Here is a 15,864-nt window from a genome sequence, read left to right as displayed (position 1 = left end):
CCGCTTCCGGTAGCAGACCGGGGCTCACGCCTCCAGCGGGAACGTCAGGCAGGTCAGGCCGCTGACGTCCAGCCGGGTCGTCGTCGGGGTGGTGACGAGGCTCAGCAGCTCCGCGCCGCAGCCCCGGCAGCGCATGACCAGGCCGGGCCCGCCGAAGTAGACGCGGGTGTCGGCGAGCATCGACGTCCGGCCGCAGCTGGTGCACTGCCCCTCCACGGTGGTGGCCTCCACCGCCAGCAGTTCCTGTAACGGGCCGGCCGCGGCGTTGCCGTCGACGTACCCGTAGTCGTTGTCCACGGTTGCTGCCTCTCACCTGGGATGCCTCATTCTCTTGCTCAGCAGCGTCGCGATCAACGGGGCGAGCAGCAGCATGACGAGCAACCGCAGGATCTGGACGGTGAGGATCAGCGTCGTGTCGGCTCCGGTGCTGGTGGCGGTGGCCAGCACGGCGTAGAGCCCGCCGGGCGTGGTCGCGAGATAACCGTCGAGCGGGGACGCGCCGGCGAGGCTCAGCAGCGGGATACCGACCGCGGCCGTGGCCACGATCAGCACCAGCACCAGTGTGATCGCGAGCGGGAGCACCCGCCGGACCGAGCGCAGGCTCTCCCGGGTGAACGACAGCCCCACCTGGAGCCCGATGATCGCGTAGGCGACCTGCTCGACCGCGGCCGGTGCGGTGGCGCCGTGCGCGACGCCGGTGACGGTCAGGACCGCGGACAGCACCATCGGGCCGAGGAGCGAGAGCGCCGGCACCCGGGGCAACAGGCGGGCCAGCACGACGCCGACGGCGGCGCAGAGGACGGTGAACAGCAGGTTCCCGTGGCCCGGGGCCAGTTCGGCACCGGTTCCTTCACCGGCCGGGAGCGTTCCGGCCACGATCGGCATCGAGACCACGATGACCAGCACCCGCAGGTATTGGACGACGGCGACGACCCGCTGGTCGGCGCCGAGATCCTTACTGATCGCGGTGAGCCCGGACGCACCTCCGGCGACCAGCGCGAACGAGCCGGTGACCGCGCCGACGTCGCGGTGCAGGCCGAGCAGCGCGCCGGCGGCGAGGCTCACCAGGAGCGTGGCGACGGTCGCGGCGAGAACGACCAGCCAGTCGCTCGCGAGCGAGCCCAGCGCGCTCGGCTGCACCAGTGCGCCGATCAGCACCCCGACACAGGCCTGGGCGAGCCGGTTCGCGGACTCGGGCAGCCGGACGCGAGCCCGGTCGGCGTCGGCCGCCTCCGCTCGGGACCGCGCGAACCGACCGGCGAAGGGCCGGACGGACACCACGACGCCGACGAGCAGCGCGGCGAAGAGCGTCGCGGACGGGAGGCCGACGGCGTCGAGCGCGAACGCCAGGAGCGGAACTGCGGCGGCGATCGGGATCCAGACCATCAAACCCAGCCTAAGCGGGCTGGGAGAAAGATCTCGGAGGGGTGGGAATGATCCGAGGGCCGGGTACCTTGTAGAGAGTGCCGGTCCGGTCCATGCCCCCGGGCCTCACCTTCAGCCGCTACGAGCGGCCACTCGCCGAGAGGCGGCTGCCGGGCCGGCACACCAAGCACTACGGGCGCGGTCTCATTCGTGAGGCCGCGCCCGTTCAGTTTTCAGCGAGCGCACCCAGCGGGCCTGCCAGGGCATTTCCACGGCCTTGGGGTCATAGGCCTGTCGCACCCACGCCACCGCCTGGTCCGCGGGCATCCCGTCCAGCACCGCGAGCGCGGCCAGCGCCGTGCCGGTCCGTCCCCGGCCGCCCATGCACGCCACCTCGACGAACGCGCCGTCGTGGGCCTTCGTCAGCGCTTCGTTGAGTGCGTCGATCGCGTCGGCGCGGTCGCGGGGAACCCAGAAATCGGGCCAGACGATCCGGCGGTGCGGCCAGGCCGGCAGCGGCCCTGCCACCAGCGCGACCAGGAAGTCCGCCGGAGTGTCCGGCACGTCACGCATCCGGCGGCCCCGCACCCGCACCCCGGACGGCAACTCCACGACGCCAGTCATGCCTCCACTTTGTCGTACCCGGGCCCTAGCGTGCACGGCCATGACGCAGATCGAACGAACGCGAGCCGGGTACGACGCGATCGCCGCCGAGTACGCCGAACACTTCGCCGGTGACGACTTGAGCCGTCGCCCGATCGACCGGGCGTTCGTCGCCGCGTTCGCCGAGCTCGTGGTCGCCGACTCCGGCCCGGGGGCGCGGGTGGTCGACGTGGGGAGCGGCCCCGGTGACCAGACCGCGTTCTTGCAGGCGGCGGGCCTGGAGCCCACCGGCATCGACCTCTCCGCGCGCATGGTCGAGGTGGCACGCGAGCGTCACCCGCAGATCGAGTTCGAGGTCGGCTCGATGCTCGCGCTACCCCAGCCCGACGGGTCGCTGCCCGCTCTCTCCGCGATGTGGTCGATCATCCACGTCCCCGACGAGCTGTTGCCGACCGCGATCGGGGAGTTCGCCCGTGTCCTCGCGCCGGGCGGCCACGCACTCCTGATCTTCCAGACCGATGCCGAGACACGGCACTTCGACGAGGTGTTCGGCATCCCGGTCGACCTCGACTACCTGCGCCACCCGGTCGAACGGGTGGTGGGCCTGCTGGAGGCGGCCGGCCTCCGCGTGCACACCCGGATGCGCCGCGAGCCCGACGACACGATGACCGCGCCGCACGCGTTCCTGCTCGCCCGCAAGACACGATGACCGGATGGACGGTGCGGCTCAGCAGTACCTCGACGCTCTGATCGCGGCCGCTCGAGGCGTCCTCGGGGAGAACCTCGTGGGCGCCTACGCGGCCGGGTCGATCGGGCTGGACGCCTTCCAGCCCGGCCGCAGCGACGTCGACGTGGCGCTCACGGTCACGGATGCGCTGCCCGAGCCGCAGAAGCGTGCACTCGTGGCCGCGCTCCGGCACGAGAACCTGCCGTGCCCGGCGCGCGGCCTCGAGTTGGTCGTCTACCGCTGCGCGGTGGCGCGGTCGGGCACGGCCGAGCCGGGGTTCGAGGTCGAGTTGAACAGCGGCCCGCGGATGGACTTCCGCGAGACCTACTCCCCCGACGCGAGACCGGTCGCCGACGGACTCTTCTGGTACGCGCTGGACCGCAGCATCCTGCACCAGGCCGGCCGGACGTTGTTCGGTGCGCCGGCGGCGGAAGCCTTCGCCGACGTACGGCCGGCCGAACTGCACCAGCTCCTGGTCGACGCCCTGAGCTGGTGGATCGCGCGGCCGACACCGCCCGGCGACGAGCCGGCGCCCGGCACCGAGGACGCGATCCTCGGCGCGTGCCGCTCGCTGGTGAAACACCGCCACGGCGGTTGGCTCCCGAAGATCGCCGCCGGTCGGCGCCTGGCCACCGAGCCGACCGCACCCGATCGGGTCGCGTCGATCGAGAAGGCGATCGCGGCACGCACCGGTGGGCCACCGCCGTCCGGCCCCGAGGCCCGGGCCTTCCAGCTCTGGGTACTGGACGAGATCAGCGGCTCGCCAGCACGTCCAGGTAGTGCTGGTTGAGCATCACGCCGAGCACGTTGCCGAACGGGTCGACGACCGACGCGGTGACAAAACCGGGGCCGCGTTCGGTCGGCTCGTCGTGCTCGGTGGCGCCGAGTTCGAGCAGCCGCGCGTAGGCGGCCTCGACGTCGTCGACGGCCCAGTACGCCACCACACCCGCTCCGGGGGCTGTCGGCGGTGCGAAGCGGCGGTCGAGCAGACCGAGTTCGTGCTGGTAGTCGCCGATGCGGAACTCGACGTAGGCCGGCGGGCCTTCGACCGGCCGCTCGAAGTAGGGCGCGACGCCGAGCAACGTCGAGTACCAGGCCACCGCGGCCGGGACGTCGTCGGCGAAGTACGTGATCGTGGTGAGTCCGCGCAGCATTTCTGAGCTCCTTCGATCGGGTGAACTCAGCATCCGCCCCAAAGTGCTCACCCTCTGAGCACTTTCGGCGGGAGACTGGACTCATGCGCGCCGACCGCCTCGTGGCCACCCTGCTGCTGCTCCAGGCCCGCGGCCGGGTCACCGCGGCCGACCTCGCCACCGAGCTCGAGACCAGCGTCGCCACCGCCCGCCGGGACCTCGAGGCGCTCTCCGCCGCCGGGATCCCGGTCTATCCGCAGCCCGGCCGCGGTGGCGGCTGGTCACTCGTCGGGGGTGCGCGCACCGACCTGAGCGGGCTCTCGGCGCCCGAGGCCCAGGCCCTGTTCCGGCTGGTGGGGCCGGCGGCCGCGGTGTCCGACGAGGCGAAGACCGCGCTGCGCAAACTCGTCCAGGCGCTCCCGAAGACGTTCCGCGCCGACGCCGAGGCGGCCGCCGGTGCCACGATGATCGACCCCACGCGCTGGGGTGAACGGGACCGCAGCCGACCGGCCCGCGTCGACGAGCTGCAGACCGCGATCGTCCGGCAGCGCAAGGTCCGGCTGGTCTACGTCAACGGCCGGCGTGAGCGCACCGAGCGCGTGGTGGAGCCGTGGGGGCTCGTCGACAAAGACGACGTCTGGTACCTGATCGCCGGCACCGCGAACGGGCGGCGGACGTTCCGCGTCGACCGGATGCTCGACGCGGAACCGACCGACGAGCCGAGCACCCGGCCGGACGACTTCGCCCTCGCCGAGGCCTGGGCCGAGGTGGTCGGCGAGGTGGAGGAACGCCGGTCACGCACCTGGGCGACCGTCACGATCGCTACCCGGTTCGTGCCGATCCTGCGGAACCACTTCGGCCGCCACTGCCACGTGGAGGCCGAGAGCGACGACCGGTCGACCGTCCGCGTCGGCGCCCCCACCGCGCTCGACATCGCCCGCAACCTCGCCGGTTGGGGCAGTCAGGTGCAGGTGATCGAACCCGAACCGGTCCGGGCCCACCTGGCCCGGATCGGCTCGGAACTCGCGGACCTCTACCGGGCGAGGTAGGACGCCAGCGCCTTCAACGCGGGTTCGAAGACCTCCGCCGGGAAGAACGCGGTCCAGCGGGCCGCGTCGTCGGACTCGAACACCGCGCTGTACTCGAGGAACGATCGGCCGTCCGAGACCGGCGTCACGCGGAGCGTCGCGATGTAGTCGGTCACCGGGAACGGCGGCGTGCCGACGAACTCGTAGCTGTAGGTGCGTTCGAGGTCGGACAGCGCCAACAGACGTTCCCGAATAGTGCCCTCGCCGAGCTGGAACGACCGCACGGCCCCGACCTGGTCAGCGGCTTTGCCGTCTTCGATGTGGCTCTCGCTGCACGCCTCCGACCACCACGTCGCGAGTCCGTTGAAATCGCGGGCCACCGCCCAGACCGCGGCGGCGTCGTGCTCGAACACGGTGCTGTAGTACGACCGGGCCATGGAACTCCTCCTAGGACGAGAGTGCGGTCAGTCCGGCCCGCAGCATGGTCGGCTCGTGCCAGACCGGTAGCCGCAGGAACGTGCGTTGTCCGTCGTACGTGGAAAAACTCGGTCCGGCGGCCACGCGGACGCCGGCCCGCTTGCCGCGCTCGGCCAGCGCGACGGCGTCCTGGCCGGTGTCGACCCAGAGGCCGGAGCCACCGTCGATCGGGTTCCAGTGCCAGTCGGGATACGCGCACCGCAACTCCGACTCGGTGGCCGCCAGCGCCTCGGTCAGCATGGTCCGGCGCTGGTGCCGGGCCACGTCGGTACGTGCGATCAGTTCGACCGCGACGAGCTGGTCGGCGACCGAGGACGCGAGGTCGACGGCTTTGCGCAGCTCGATCAGCCCGTGGACGCGGGTCTCGCTGGCCCGGATCCAGCCGATGCGGACGCCGCCCCAGAACAGCTTCGAGGTGCTGCCGACGGTCACCAGCAGTTCGGGGTCGACGAGCCCGGCCAGCGTGCGTGCCACCGGCGCGCCCGCGAGCGTCAGATCGGCCGAGCAGGTGTCCTCGATGGTGGGCAGCCCGACGTCGTTGATCAGCGTGGCCAGCTCGGCGCGGCTCCCGTCCGTCATGCTCCGGCCGGTCGGGTTGTGGATAGCGGTCTGGCAGAACAGAGCCTGGGGTCTGCGGCTCGACGCGTGACGCACCTGCTCGACGTCGAGGCCGCCGCCGGCGAGCGGGATGCCCTCGGCCCGCGCGTCGGTCGAGCGCAGCACCTCGAGCACACCGCGGTACGTCGGCTCCTCGGTCAGCACCAGGTCGCCGCTGCCGGCCAGGCTGGTGACCGCCAGCCAGGTGGCCTGCTGGGCTCCGGAGGTGACGAGGATCTGTTGCGGGCGGGTGGGCAGGCCGTCACGGGTGTACTGGTCGGCGATGGCCTGGCGGAGCACCGGCAGCCCGGCCGGGAAGTAACCGTCGGTCGCCAGGTAGGCGGTCAGCTCGGCGCGTGGCCGGGCGAGCACGTCCGCCGCGACCGGCGAGGCGGGCAGCGCACCGGTCGACAGGTCGATGACGTCGGCCGGCGCACTGGTGAACGAGAAGAGCCGACCGCTCGGGCGGCCGTGCAGCTGGCTGCGCGCCGACCGCACCCGCGAGCCCGACCCGCGGCTGGTCGCCAGGTAACCGCGGGCTTCGAGGCACTCGTACGCGGACGTCACCGTTCCACGGGAAACCAGGAGCGCGGAGGCGAGCCGCCGCTGCGGCGGCAACAGGGCACCGGCGGGCACCAGCCCGGCGTCGATCAGCTCGACGAGTGCGGTGACCAGGTCGTCGGTGAGGGTGGCCGACCCGGTCGTCCAGCCACCGAGCAGACGGCAGACCTCACTCGCGTCCAGTGCCGTCATCGCCACTCGTGCACTGTCCCACTGCTGCGGGATCCAGGCGTGGGCCAATCCTCGAAAATTGGCCCAGATCTGCCGGGCTCGGCCCGCCTAGCCTCGGCGTAACCGTTCGTACGTGAGAGGAACAGGTCAATGGCGACCGTGGCACTGCTCGGCACGTTCGATACCAAAGGCGAGGAGTACTCGTGGCTGCGGAACCGCCTGGTCGAGGCCGGCGTCGACGTCGTCGCCATCGATGTCGGCTCGTTCTCCGACAGCACCCTCGCGGACGTGCACTCCGACGAGGTACTGCGCGCCGCCGGCGCCGACCCGGACACGCTGCGTAAACGCCGCGACCGCGGCGAGATGATGACCGCGATGGGCACCGGCGCCGCCCTGGTCGTCCGCCGGTTGTTCGACGAGGGCCGCCTGCACGGGCTGCTCGCCGTGGGTGGTTCCGGCGGGTCGTCGGTGGCCGCGCCCGCGATGCAGGTGCTGCCGATCGGCGTCCCCAAACTGCTGGTGTCGACGATGGCGAGCGGCGACGTGCAGCCGTACGTGGGTGAGGTCGACGCGACGCTGATGTACTCGGTCGTCGACGTGGCCGGGATCAACTCGGTCTCCGAGGCCGTCCTGGGCAACGCGGCCGCCGGTATCGCGGGCATGGCTCGCGCGTACGCCGAGCGTGTTCCGGCCGGGGACCGGAAGCCCCTCGTCGGCCTGACGATGTTCGGCGTCACCACCCCGGCCGCCGACGAGGCCCGCGAGCGCCTCACCGACCTCGGCTACGAGGTGCTCGTTTTCCACGCGACCGGCACCGGTGGCCGGGCGATGGAGAAGCTGGTGGAGTCCGGTCTGCTGGCCGGCGTCTGCGACCTGACGACGACCGAGCTGTGCGACGACCTGGTCGGCGGCGTGCTCAGCGCCGGTCCGTCGCGGCTGGAGATCGCCGGGCAGCTCGGCCTGCCCCAGGTGGTGAGCGTCGGCGCGCTCGACATGGTGAACTTCGGCCCGCGCGAGACCGTGCCGCCGCAGTTCGAAGACCGGAACCTGTTCGTGCACAACCCCACGGTGACGCTCATGCGGACGACGTCGGCGGAGATGGCCGAGCTGGGGCGCCGGATCGCCGGCAAACTCGCCGCCGCCACCGGACCGACCGCGCTGTTCCTGCCGCTGCGCGGAGTGAGCGCGATCGACGTCGACGGTGGTCCGTTCCGGGACGCGGACGCCGACAAAGCGCTGTTCGACGCGTTGCGTGCGGGGTTGGCGGGGTCCGGCGTGTCCGTCTACGAGCTGGACGTGGCGATCAACGACGCTGGGTTCGGCGCCGCGGCGGCGGAAGCGTTGCACGCGTACATCAAGGGGGCTTCGTGACTCGGCAGGACATCTTGGCGCGCTTCCGGGCCGCGGTGGCCGAAGGACGACCGATCATCGGCGGCGGCGCCGGGACCGGGATCACCGCGAAGTCGGCCGAGGCCGGCGGCATCGACCTGCTGATCATCTACAACTCGGGCCGGTTCCGGATGGCCGGGCGTGGGTCGTTGTCGGGCCTGCTGCCCTACGGCGACGCGAACGCGATCGTGATGGACATGGCGTCGGAAGTGCTCCCGGTCGTGTCGCGGACGCCGGTTCTGGCCGGGGTGTGTGGCACTGATCCTTTCCGCGTGATGCCGCACTTCCTGCGGCAGATCCGCGACATCGGCTTCGCGGGCGTGCAGAACTTCCCGACCGTCGGGCTGATCGACGGGGTGTTCCGCGCGAACCTCGAGGAGACGGGGATGGGGTTCGGGCTCGAGGTCGACATGATCCGGGCCGCGCACGAACTGGATCTGCTCACCGCGCCGTACGTGTTCGACGAGGAGCAGGCCGCGGACATGGCGCGGGCAGGCGCGGACATCCTGGTGCCGCACATGGGGCTGACGACGTCCGGGACGATCGGGGCGCAGACCGCGCTGTCGCTGGAGGAGGCGGCCCAGCGTGTTCAGGCACTGGCCGACGCCGCACGTCGGGTGAACCCCGACATCCTGTGCCTGTGCCACGGCGGTCCGATCGCCGAGCCGGCGGATGCCCAGTACGTGCTCGACCACACCGAGGGCGTGGTCGGCTTCTTCGGCGCCTCCTCGATCGAACGCCTCCCCACCGAGGTGGGCATCCGACGCCAGACCGAGGACTTCAAGGCCCTGACGTTCAACTCTTGACCCGATCGGAAAGAGTAGGACGCATGGTCATCGTGGCGGGACAGATCGTGGTGGCGGCGGCGGACCGGGAGGCCTACCTGGCCGGGTGCGTCAAAGTCGTCGAGTTGGCGCGCGCCGCGGAGGGGTGTCTCGACTTCTCGATCGCGGCGGACCTCGTCGATCCGGGCCGGATCAACGTCTTCGAACGGTGGGAGTCGCAGGAGGCCGTCGAGGCGTTCCGCGGCAGCGGCCCCGAGGAGGGCCAGTCCGCCGCGATGCTCTCCGCCTCGGTGGCCGAGTACGACGTCGCCGACGTCCGCTCGCTCACCTGACCGTACGCGGCGAACGGCTCGAACCCGCACTGATGGGTCGTCATGTGCTCCGACCCATGGCCGGGCCGAGGTTAGCCAGAGCCGAAGACCTTCCGAAATTCTCGATCGAGGGCTCCGGCGAATCCTGGAGACAGGCCAATGGTGAGTTGCCAGTCCAGATCCAAAGAATCGTCACTCCCGCTGGCCAGGTAGGGCTGAATTGTGTTGGCCTCCAAGATGAGCCGATCCGCGTAGTCATGGACGGTTCGAATGGGCGATTCCATGAGCTCCGCGAGTCGATTCTTGAGCTCTCGGAACTCACTGCTGATTCCTGTGATTGAGTAGTTCGGGCGCTTTGCTGATGAGTTCGCCAGCTGCGGCGAGGCGCTGAATGCCGAAGTGCAGGAAGTCCTCACGTTCGACGTAAGCGCCGTTGGACCGTGCGTACCCGAGCTCGAAGTCGAGAAATCGCGGCTCCCGCTCCTGAACGGCGTTCCACAGCCTGTCAGCCAAGAGCATGTATTCCCAGCCGGAGGGACGTTCCGCGAGGAGCCGTTGTCTGGCCCGGATTGACATCGGGACCGGAACCGGCTCGCGCTCGGTCGTGGCCTTCCGTGGCTGAGCGGGCATCGAGAGCTTGACCAGCACCGCACGAGCAACATCTTCCGGTGAGTGCTGCCTGGCGTCCAAGTAACCTGTTGTCGGACGTAGGCCGGGAATGTCGGTGTCATCGAGGCGCACAGGCAAGAGGTACGCATCTTTCTCCTCGAGTGCTCGCGTCTGAAGGCTTCGGCGCTCGTGGTTGGTCCACATCTTCCGCGCATAGTTCTCGGAGGCGAAAACCATCGCATACCGAGCCTTCCTCCGATAAACGTCATCAAGGTGCTCGGGGAGATCTACGCCCCATAGATTCACAATTTCAAACTGGTCGTAGAAGACGCGCACTTGGTGCTCGTGGAGTATCTTCGCTACAGCGCTGACATAGTGCCGATCTTCGCTGGCTTACGAAATAGCGACGTCGTACTCAGTGCTCGGCATCGCGTTAGCTTATTACGAGTTGGTTTTCGGTGAAGATCTAGCGGTTGGGTGCGGCCATCTCTTCAGCTCAGCACCCCGACTTCAGCTCGGATCCCGGCTCCAGCTCAGCTCGGATCATCTCAATCAAAGCGGCTCGGCTCGATTCGGCTGGAGCTCGGTGCGATTCGACTCAGACCGGCCCAGCCCACCTCGACCCAGTTAAAGCGCTGCTGGTCGCGCCGCGGCTTGGCACTGCTCGGTGGGCGCGGCGCAGGACGGCAGGCGCAGCGCAGGACGGCAGGCGCAGCGCAGGACGGCAGGCGCGGCGCAGGACCGCGGGCGCGGCACAGCGCAGGACCGCAGGCGCCGCACAGCGCAGGACCGCAGGCGCCGCACAGCGCAGGACGGCGGGCTCGGCCAAGCGCGGCACTACTCAGCGCCGCTGGGGCGGCACGGCACACGCGGACGGCGCAGCCCGGCAGAGCGCGGTGCGGGTGACCAGCGGAAACTCGCTGTACGGTTCGAGGGCGGAGCAAGTTTTGGGGTGGGGTCGAGTCCGGGCGGCGTTGCTGTGGGCTCGAACGTCAGGTGTCAGCGTTGGCCGGGGACTCGGGGGCGGGAGTCGTCGTCCGATGGGCCGGAGGGTGGACGGCCGAAGGGGTCGTCGCCGTCGTCGGTGGTGGCCCACCAGCGATCGACCACGTCGGCTGACTCTTTGCGCCGGTTGAAGAACCCGCGAAGCCCCTTGCGCTGCGGCTCTGCGGGGCCGTCCTGCGTTGCCTCATCAGCGCCGGGCCGGGATGAGTCAGGCCGGGATGGATCCGGCCGGGATGGATCCGGTCGGGATGGATCCGGCCGGGATGGATCCGGTCGGGATGGATCCGGTCGGGATGGATCCGGTCGGGATGGATCCGGTCGGGATGAGTCGAGGCCGGACCGATCGGAGCCAGATGGGTCGAGGCGGCGGGAGTTGGGCTGTGGGGCGTCGGTGCGGGGCTCGCGAGCCGCTTTGTCTGTAGGCGAGGTCGGGCGCGTGCGGGCCCACACCACCTCGGGGTCGGGCTCGACCTCCGGACGCGGTGGAGGCGCCGGCGGGAGCTTGGGGCCGGTGCGACGAACGTGCGCCGCCCGCGATGTCGCCCCGTCATCCACCGCCCCCGGGCGCCCCGTCTCCAGGTCGGCCCCGAACCGCGCCGAGCGCGCACCCAAGCGCGCCGCAGCCGAGTCCGCACCTAGATGCGCAGCCGGTGACTCCCCAGCCCCATCCACACCCGGCCGGAACGCACCGGGGCGCGCCGCAGCCCGATCGACGCCGGGATGAGCGGCACTTGGATCACCGCTGGGACGCGCCACCGAGGAAGACCCAGCCGGGCGCAGCGCCGACAAGTCACCGCTCGGGCTCAGCGGCGACGGATCACCGCTGGGACGCCCCATTGACGTAGCCCCACCCGGTAAGGCGAGCGAACCGGCATCGGGGCGCTCGGCCGGTGAACCGGGGTGCGAGGGCGGCGAACCACCTGGGCGCTGGCCCGGAAAGCCGGGGCCCGACCTCGTCGAAGACGAGATCGGGGTACCGGGGCGTGGAAGGTTCGCGATCGGCGGCGACCCCGCCGGAGGCGGTGGCGTGTTGCCGCCCAGGAAGGGGCGTACACCGGGCGCCACTGGAGGCGTCGCTGGGGCCGGGGGGATCGCACCGCGCCGGACGGCGTCGGGGCTCGGCGGTGGAGGAACGCTTCCATCCCACCCCGGCCCGGCCGGCCATCGACTCCCCCGCTGCTCCGCCCCAGGCCGACTCTCAGCCGGGGCGTTCGACGCAGCATCAGAAGCACCGCGGTCGGGAGTGCCCGGCGGGGTGGAGTGGGTCATCGCCTGTCCCGTCTCCGGCTCGGCGGGGCCGGAAGTCGTCTGGGCGCTCGTCGAGGCCGCCTCGGAGAACATCGTGCTCGGCCGGACAGGCCGGGGGCCAACCAGCCCGGGCCGCTCGCCCGTCACATCCGCGGCCGCACGGTCAGCCTCCGCCGGCGAGCGCTCGAAGGGATCGGCGGCGGCCGCTAACTCCGCCGACGACGGCCCGCCGATGCCGAAATCGATGAGCGCCTCGCGCACCTGGGCGTAGGCGCTGAGTTCGGCCCGCACCGGAGCCAGGACGCGTTCGCGGGCCACCGTGGTCACCGCGTCGAGCACGGCCTGCTCGGCCCGCAGCCGCGCCATCCGTGCGCCCCGACGCGCCACGATCATGCCGGCCACGTGCAGCACCGGGCCCAGCACGAGCCCACCGAAGAGCAGGGTCAACGGCAACACGAGGTCGCCGACTTCGAGTGAACGGCCGACCGCGGCCGCGATGGCCAGGCCCAGCGTCCACGCCAGGCCGCCGAGCAGCGCCAGCACCATCAGGTACTGGACCGCCCGGTAGGCCCACCACCACAGCGGCCGGCGGGCGAGGCCCAGGTCGGCGGTGGCGACCGCCCGGTCGAGCGCGTCGGGTAGCTGGTCGAGCTCGGAGCGGGCCGCGCGGTGCACGAACCGCGGCCACGGATCGGGCAGCGCCTCCGACGTCTCGTCGGCGAGTGAACGCAGCGACTCCTCGACGGCGGGGAGCTGCACCGGGTGCAGCACGGCGGGCCGAGCGGTCGTTCGGCGCCGCGCCTTGGTGGCGTTCTCACGCAGCGGTGCCAGCGGATCGGACTTCGTCCGGCCGAACCAGTGGATCAGCGGCCACCCGAGGCTGCGGCTCGCGGTGAACTTGTAGCCCCGCTCCACCGCCTCACCGACGGCGCCGACTCCGGCCGCATCGGCAAGCGTCGTGTACAGGCGCTTGGCGGCGGCGCGGTCGACGCCTTCGCGGACCGCCGGCCCGGCCAGTGGCGCGAGTTCGTCGGCGACGGTGTCGAGGTCGGCGGCCAGCCGGCGCACCGCGGCTTGGCGGGACGACACGGTGGCGGTGATGCGGTCTTTCAGGTCGGACATGCCGTCGCCGCGCAGCGCCGAGAGCGGCACCAGCGGCACACCGCGCAGCCCGTCGGCGTCGAGCAGCCTGCGGACGTCGGCCAGGCACGCCTCGGTCTCGGCGCTGCTGAGCATGTCGACCTGGTTGAGCACCACGAGCGTGACGCCGGCGTGCCGGGACAGCCGACGCAGGTACCGCGCGTGCACGGCCTCGTCCGCGTATTTCTGCGGGTCGAGCACCCAGACCAGCAGATCGACGAGCTCCACCAACCGGTCGACCTCGAGGCGGTGGGCCAGCTGGGTGGAGTCGTGGTCGGGCAGGTCGAGCAGGACCAGGCCACGCAGCTCGGCCTGCGACTCGGCGTCGAGCGCGCTCTCGCGGCCGGTGCGGTTGTCGTACGGGATGCTCAACCAGTCGAGCAGGGGGCCGGCTCCGTCGCGCCCCCAGACGCAGGCGTGGGGCGCGTTCGTGACCGGGCGGCGGACGCCGACCTCGGACAGGTCGAGACCGGCGAGCGCGTTGTAGATCGACGACTTGCCGCTGCCGGTCGCACCGGCCAGCGCGACGACCGTGTGGGCCGGGGAGAGCGACATCCGCTCGGTGATCTGGCGGGTGACGTCGCGGGCGGACCTTAACGCGTCGCCGTCCACGCGGCTGTCGACCACGCCCATCACACGCTCGAGCGACGTCAGGCGCGCGGCGATCGAGGGCAGCTCGTCCGCGGCTGACGGTCGGCTCATCACGATCCCTTCGGCGAATCGTCGGACTCCGGTGTGTCGTCTGCGTCGACGTTAGCCGTCGTCGGCACGGCCGTGGCCCTGTCCACAGGCTCGGCTGGATTTTCGGTCATTTCGGCGGATGTTTCGCTACTCGCCGCGGTTGAGGAGTCGCTCGGGGTGTCCGGTCGGAGGTCGAGCGTCACCGCGGGACGCAGGGCGGCCGCCACCGCCTGCAGCGTCTCCGTGGAGGGGGCCTCCCGCCCGACCGGGCCCGGCTTGGGACGCAGATCGAGCGTGGACGGGTCGGCGAAGAGCTGATCGACGACCGGGCCGTAGCGGTCGACGGCACGGGCGGCGTCGCGGAGCCGGTCGGCCAGCCCGATCGGCGGGTCGAGCTCGTCGAGCCGCGCGGTGAACCGGTGTTGCTCCGACGCCAGCGCGCTGGCCAGCCGGTCGAGCAGGTCGCTACGAGCGGTTCGCCCGGCCGAACGCACGTCCTCGTCCTCGAACACCTCGGCCAGCAGGTCGGCCGAGAGCGCCACGGTGCCGCCGGCCACGTCGACCTCCCGCCCGACCGGCAGCGTGCCCTCCGGCAGAGCGGCGGAGACGACGACCGGCACCACACCGGCCCGCATGCTCCCGTCGGCGCGCGCGATCGACGCGTCGACGGCGTCCAGCCAGGCCCGGGCGGCGTCTTCGGCCTTCTTCGCGGCCTCGGCCGACGCACGCTCGGTGACCGCTTCGGCGGCGGCCGGCCCGCCGGGATTCGTCCGCCATGCGGCGACCAGCTCGGCCGCCACCTCGTCGGCGATCGACGTGAAGAGCCGGACGACCCCGCCGACCAGCCCCGCCCTGACCCGGGCCGCCCGGATCGAGGCCTGGCCGCTCAGCACACCGCTCTTGCTGCCCGACCGCGCTTCGAGGATCGCCGTCAGGCCACCGTTGCCGGCGTACTCCTGCCAGCGGCCGACCACGTCGCCCCGGAACAGCACGCCGTCCTCCACCGACGCACGCAGCCGGGACTCGGCCGCCGCGTAGGCCTGGCCGACCTGCCCACGGAGCGTCGTGACGGCGCCCTGCTGGGCCTTGGTGGCGTCGGCCACCGTGTCGACCCGGTCGCGGACCGCCGCGATCGCCCCGGTGAGCGTCTGCCGGATGACGGCCGTGCGCTGTTCCGGCGACGCACTGATGCGACCCGCCCACATCCGCAGTGACCGCACGGCCGATTCCGGCAGCAGGCCGTGCTCTTCCAGCGCGACCTGCTCGATGACGAAGAGCGGCGCGGCGCCGAGCCCCTCGGCGCGCAACATCTCACGCAGGTGCGTGCTGACCGTCGCGTGCGCCAGATGGTTCACCCGGGACAGCACGATCGCGATCGAGGCGCCCCTGGCCACCGCCGCGCGGAGCAGCTCCCACGGCACCGCGTCGGCGTACCGGGCGGCGGTGGTGACGAAGATCCACAGGTCAGCGGCGCCGAGCAGCCGGACGGCCAGCTGCCGGTTCTCGGCCACGACCGAGTCGACGTCGGGCGCGTCGACGAGCGCGAGGCCCGGCGGCACCGAGTCGGCCGGCAGGACCCGGATCGTGCCGGGGGCGCCGTCGGACGTGCGCGGCAGCGCCGGCACCGGGCCACCGGAGAGGAACGTGCCGTGGTCGTCGGGGTGGCAGACGAGTACGGCCGAGCGCGTGGTGGGGCGCAGCACGCCGGCCGGGCTGACCGGAGCGCCCACGAGCGTGTTGAGCAGCGTCGACTTGCCGCCGCCGGTGGAGCCGCCGATCACGAGCACGGGCGGCGTCTCCGGGTGCGAGAGCCGGGGCAGCAGGTAGTCGTCGATCTGGTCGGCCAGTGCGGACGCCACGGCAGCGGCATCTTCACCGCCGTGCAGGGGCAGCTCGAAACGCACCTCGTCGAGGCCGGCCCGGAGAGCTCGTAACGGCGAGATCAGCTGGTCCGCGACGCCCCCCGCGGTGGGTACTGCCGGCCACGAGGTGGCATGTACACCCTCGTCGGTCGTCACCCCGAGCCCCGCCCTT

The 15,864-nt window shown here is 71.7% G+C and carries 14 protein-coding genes and 1 pseudogene; 6 read left to right on the top strand and 9 right to left on the bottom strand.

Annotation, left to right across the window (positions count from 1 at the left end):
• Positions 1 to 24: 24 nt before the first annotated feature.
• The 3 genes from ABD437_RS35240 to ABD437_RS35230 all read right to left on the bottom strand — a co-directional run bounded on the left by ABD437_RS35240 (position 25) and on the right by ABD437_RS35230 (position 1,989).
• Entirely contained in the window at positions 25 to 297 is a 273-nt protein-coding gene (locus tag ABD437_RS35240) for a DUF6510 family protein (protein ID WP_344653303.1), read from the bottom strand.
• 12 nt (positions 298 to 309) lie between these two features.
• Positions 310 to 1,386: an AbrB family transcriptional regulator gene (locus ABD437_RS35235; RefSeq protein WP_344653302.1), complete on the bottom strand. Its 1,077-nt coding sequence runs from the start codon at positions 1,384 to 1,386 to the stop codon at positions 310 to 312.
• A gap of 183 nt (positions 1,387 to 1,569) precedes the next feature.
• Positions 1,570 to 1,989, bottom strand: coding sequence for a protein-tyrosine phosphatase family protein (locus ABD437_RS35230; RefSeq protein WP_344653301.1), 420 nt, complete (start codon positions 1,987 to 1,989; stop codon positions 1,570 to 1,572).
• Between the two features lie 40 nt (positions 1,990 to 2,029).
• Here ABD437_RS35230 and ABD437_RS35225 point away from each other — a divergent pair, with 40 nt between their 5' ends.
• Both ABD437_RS35225 and ABD437_RS35220 read left to right on the top strand, forming a co-directional pair.
• Positions 2,030 to 2,677: a class I SAM-dependent DNA methyltransferase gene (locus ABD437_RS35225; RefSeq protein WP_344653300.1), complete on the top strand. Its 648-nt coding sequence runs from the start codon at positions 2,030 to 2,032 to the stop codon at positions 2,675 to 2,677.
• Between the two features lie 4 nt (positions 2,678 to 2,681).
• Positions 2,682 to 3,485: a nucleotidyltransferase domain-containing protein gene (locus ABD437_RS35220; RefSeq protein ID WP_344653299.1), complete on the top strand. Its 804-nt coding sequence runs from the start codon at positions 2,682 to 2,684 to the stop codon at positions 3,483 to 3,485.
• Here the strand turns inward: ABD437_RS35220 and ABD437_RS35215 are convergent.
• On the bottom strand, positions 3,448 to 3,849 hold the full coding sequence (locus ABD437_RS35215; RefSeq protein ID WP_344653298.1) for a VOC family protein: 402 nt from the start codon (positions 3,847 to 3,849) through the stop codon (positions 3,448 to 3,450). The genes ABD437_RS35220 and ABD437_RS35215 overlap by 38 nt on opposite strands.
• Before the next feature lie 83 nt (positions 3,850 to 3,932).
• Here ABD437_RS35215 and ABD437_RS35210 point away from each other — a divergent pair, with 83 nt between their 5' ends.
• Positions 3,933 to 4,877 carry a helix-turn-helix transcriptional regulator gene (locus ABD437_RS35210; protein WP_344653297.1) on the top strand — a complete coding sequence of 315 codons (945 nt, stop codon included), beginning with the start codon at positions 3,933 to 3,935 and terminating at the stop codon, positions 4,875 to 4,877.
• Here the strand turns inward: ABD437_RS35210 and ABD437_RS35205 are convergent.
• Together ABD437_RS35205 and ABD437_RS35200 are read right to left on the bottom strand one after the other, a co-directional pair.
• A complete protein-coding gene (locus tag ABD437_RS35205; RefSeq protein WP_344653296.1) occupies positions 4,862 to 5,293 on the bottom strand; it encodes an SRPBCC family protein in 432 nt (143 codons plus the stop codon). The genes ABD437_RS35210 and ABD437_RS35205 overlap by 16 nt on opposite strands.
• 10 nt (positions 5,294 to 5,303) lie before the next feature.
• Entirely contained in the window at positions 5,304 to 6,683 is a 1,380-nt protein-coding gene (locus ABD437_RS35200; protein ID WP_344653355.1) for an aminotransferase-like domain-containing protein, read from the bottom strand.
• 129 nt (positions 6,684 to 6,812) lie between these two features.
• On the opposite strand from ABD437_RS35200, the gene ABD437_RS35195 reads away from it, so the two are divergent.
• The 3 genes from ABD437_RS35195 to ABD437_RS35185 are packed head-to-tail and all read left to right on the top strand — an operon-like array spanning position 6,813 to position 9,168.
• Positions 6,813 to 8,033, top strand: a complete 1,221-nt coding sequence (locus ABD437_RS35195) for a Tm-1-like ATP-binding domain-containing protein (protein ID WP_344653295.1) — start codon at positions 6,813 to 6,815, stop codon at positions 8,031 to 8,033.
• Positions 8,030 to 8,857 (top strand): phosphoenolpyruvate hydrolase family protein, encoded by an 828-nt coding sequence (locus tag ABD437_RS35190; protein ID WP_344653294.1) that lies wholly within the window; start codon positions 8,030 to 8,032, stop codon positions 8,855 to 8,857. The genes ABD437_RS35195 and ABD437_RS35190 overlap by 4 nt, the downstream gene beginning before the upstream one ends.
• 23 nt (positions 8,858 to 8,880) lie before the next feature.
• The gene (locus tag ABD437_RS35185) at positions 8,881 to 9,168 is read left to right on the top strand and encodes a putative quinol monooxygenase (protein WP_344653293.1); all 288 of its coding nucleotides are present in this window, start codon (positions 8,881 to 8,883) and stop codon (positions 9,166 to 9,168) included.
• Between the two features lie 297 nt (positions 9,169 to 9,465).
• On the opposite strand, the pseudogene ABD437_RS35180 reads toward ABD437_RS35185, so the two are convergent.
• From ABD437_RS35180 to ABD437_RS35170, 3 genes and pseudogenes are all read right to left on the bottom strand, one after another.
• Positions 9,466 to 10,137 (bottom strand): annotated as a pseudogene (locus tag ABD437_RS35180) (TIR domain-containing protein); the annotation flags it as partial.
• Between the two features lie 618 nt (positions 10,138 to 10,755).
• The gene (locus ABD437_RS35175; RefSeq protein WP_344653292.1) at positions 10,756 to 13,851 is read right to left on the bottom strand and encodes a GTPase; all 3,096 of its coding nucleotides are present in this window, start codon (positions 13,849 to 13,851) and stop codon (positions 10,756 to 10,758) included.
• A complete protein-coding gene (locus tag ABD437_RS35170; RefSeq protein ID WP_344653291.1) occupies positions 13,851 to 15,848 on the bottom strand; it encodes an ABC transporter in 1,998 nt (665 codons plus the stop codon). The genes ABD437_RS35175 and ABD437_RS35170 overlap by 1 nt, the downstream gene beginning before the upstream one ends.
• Between the last annotated feature and the right edge of the window lie 16 nt (positions 15,849 to 15,864).

The organism is Cryptosporangium japonicum (assembly GCF_039524755.1).
Taxonomy (GTDB): domain Bacteria; phylum Actinomycetota; class Actinomycetes; order Mycobacteriales; family Cryptosporangiaceae; genus Cryptosporangium; species Cryptosporangium japonicum.
This window is presented reverse-complemented; position numbering and strand designations above follow the sequence as displayed.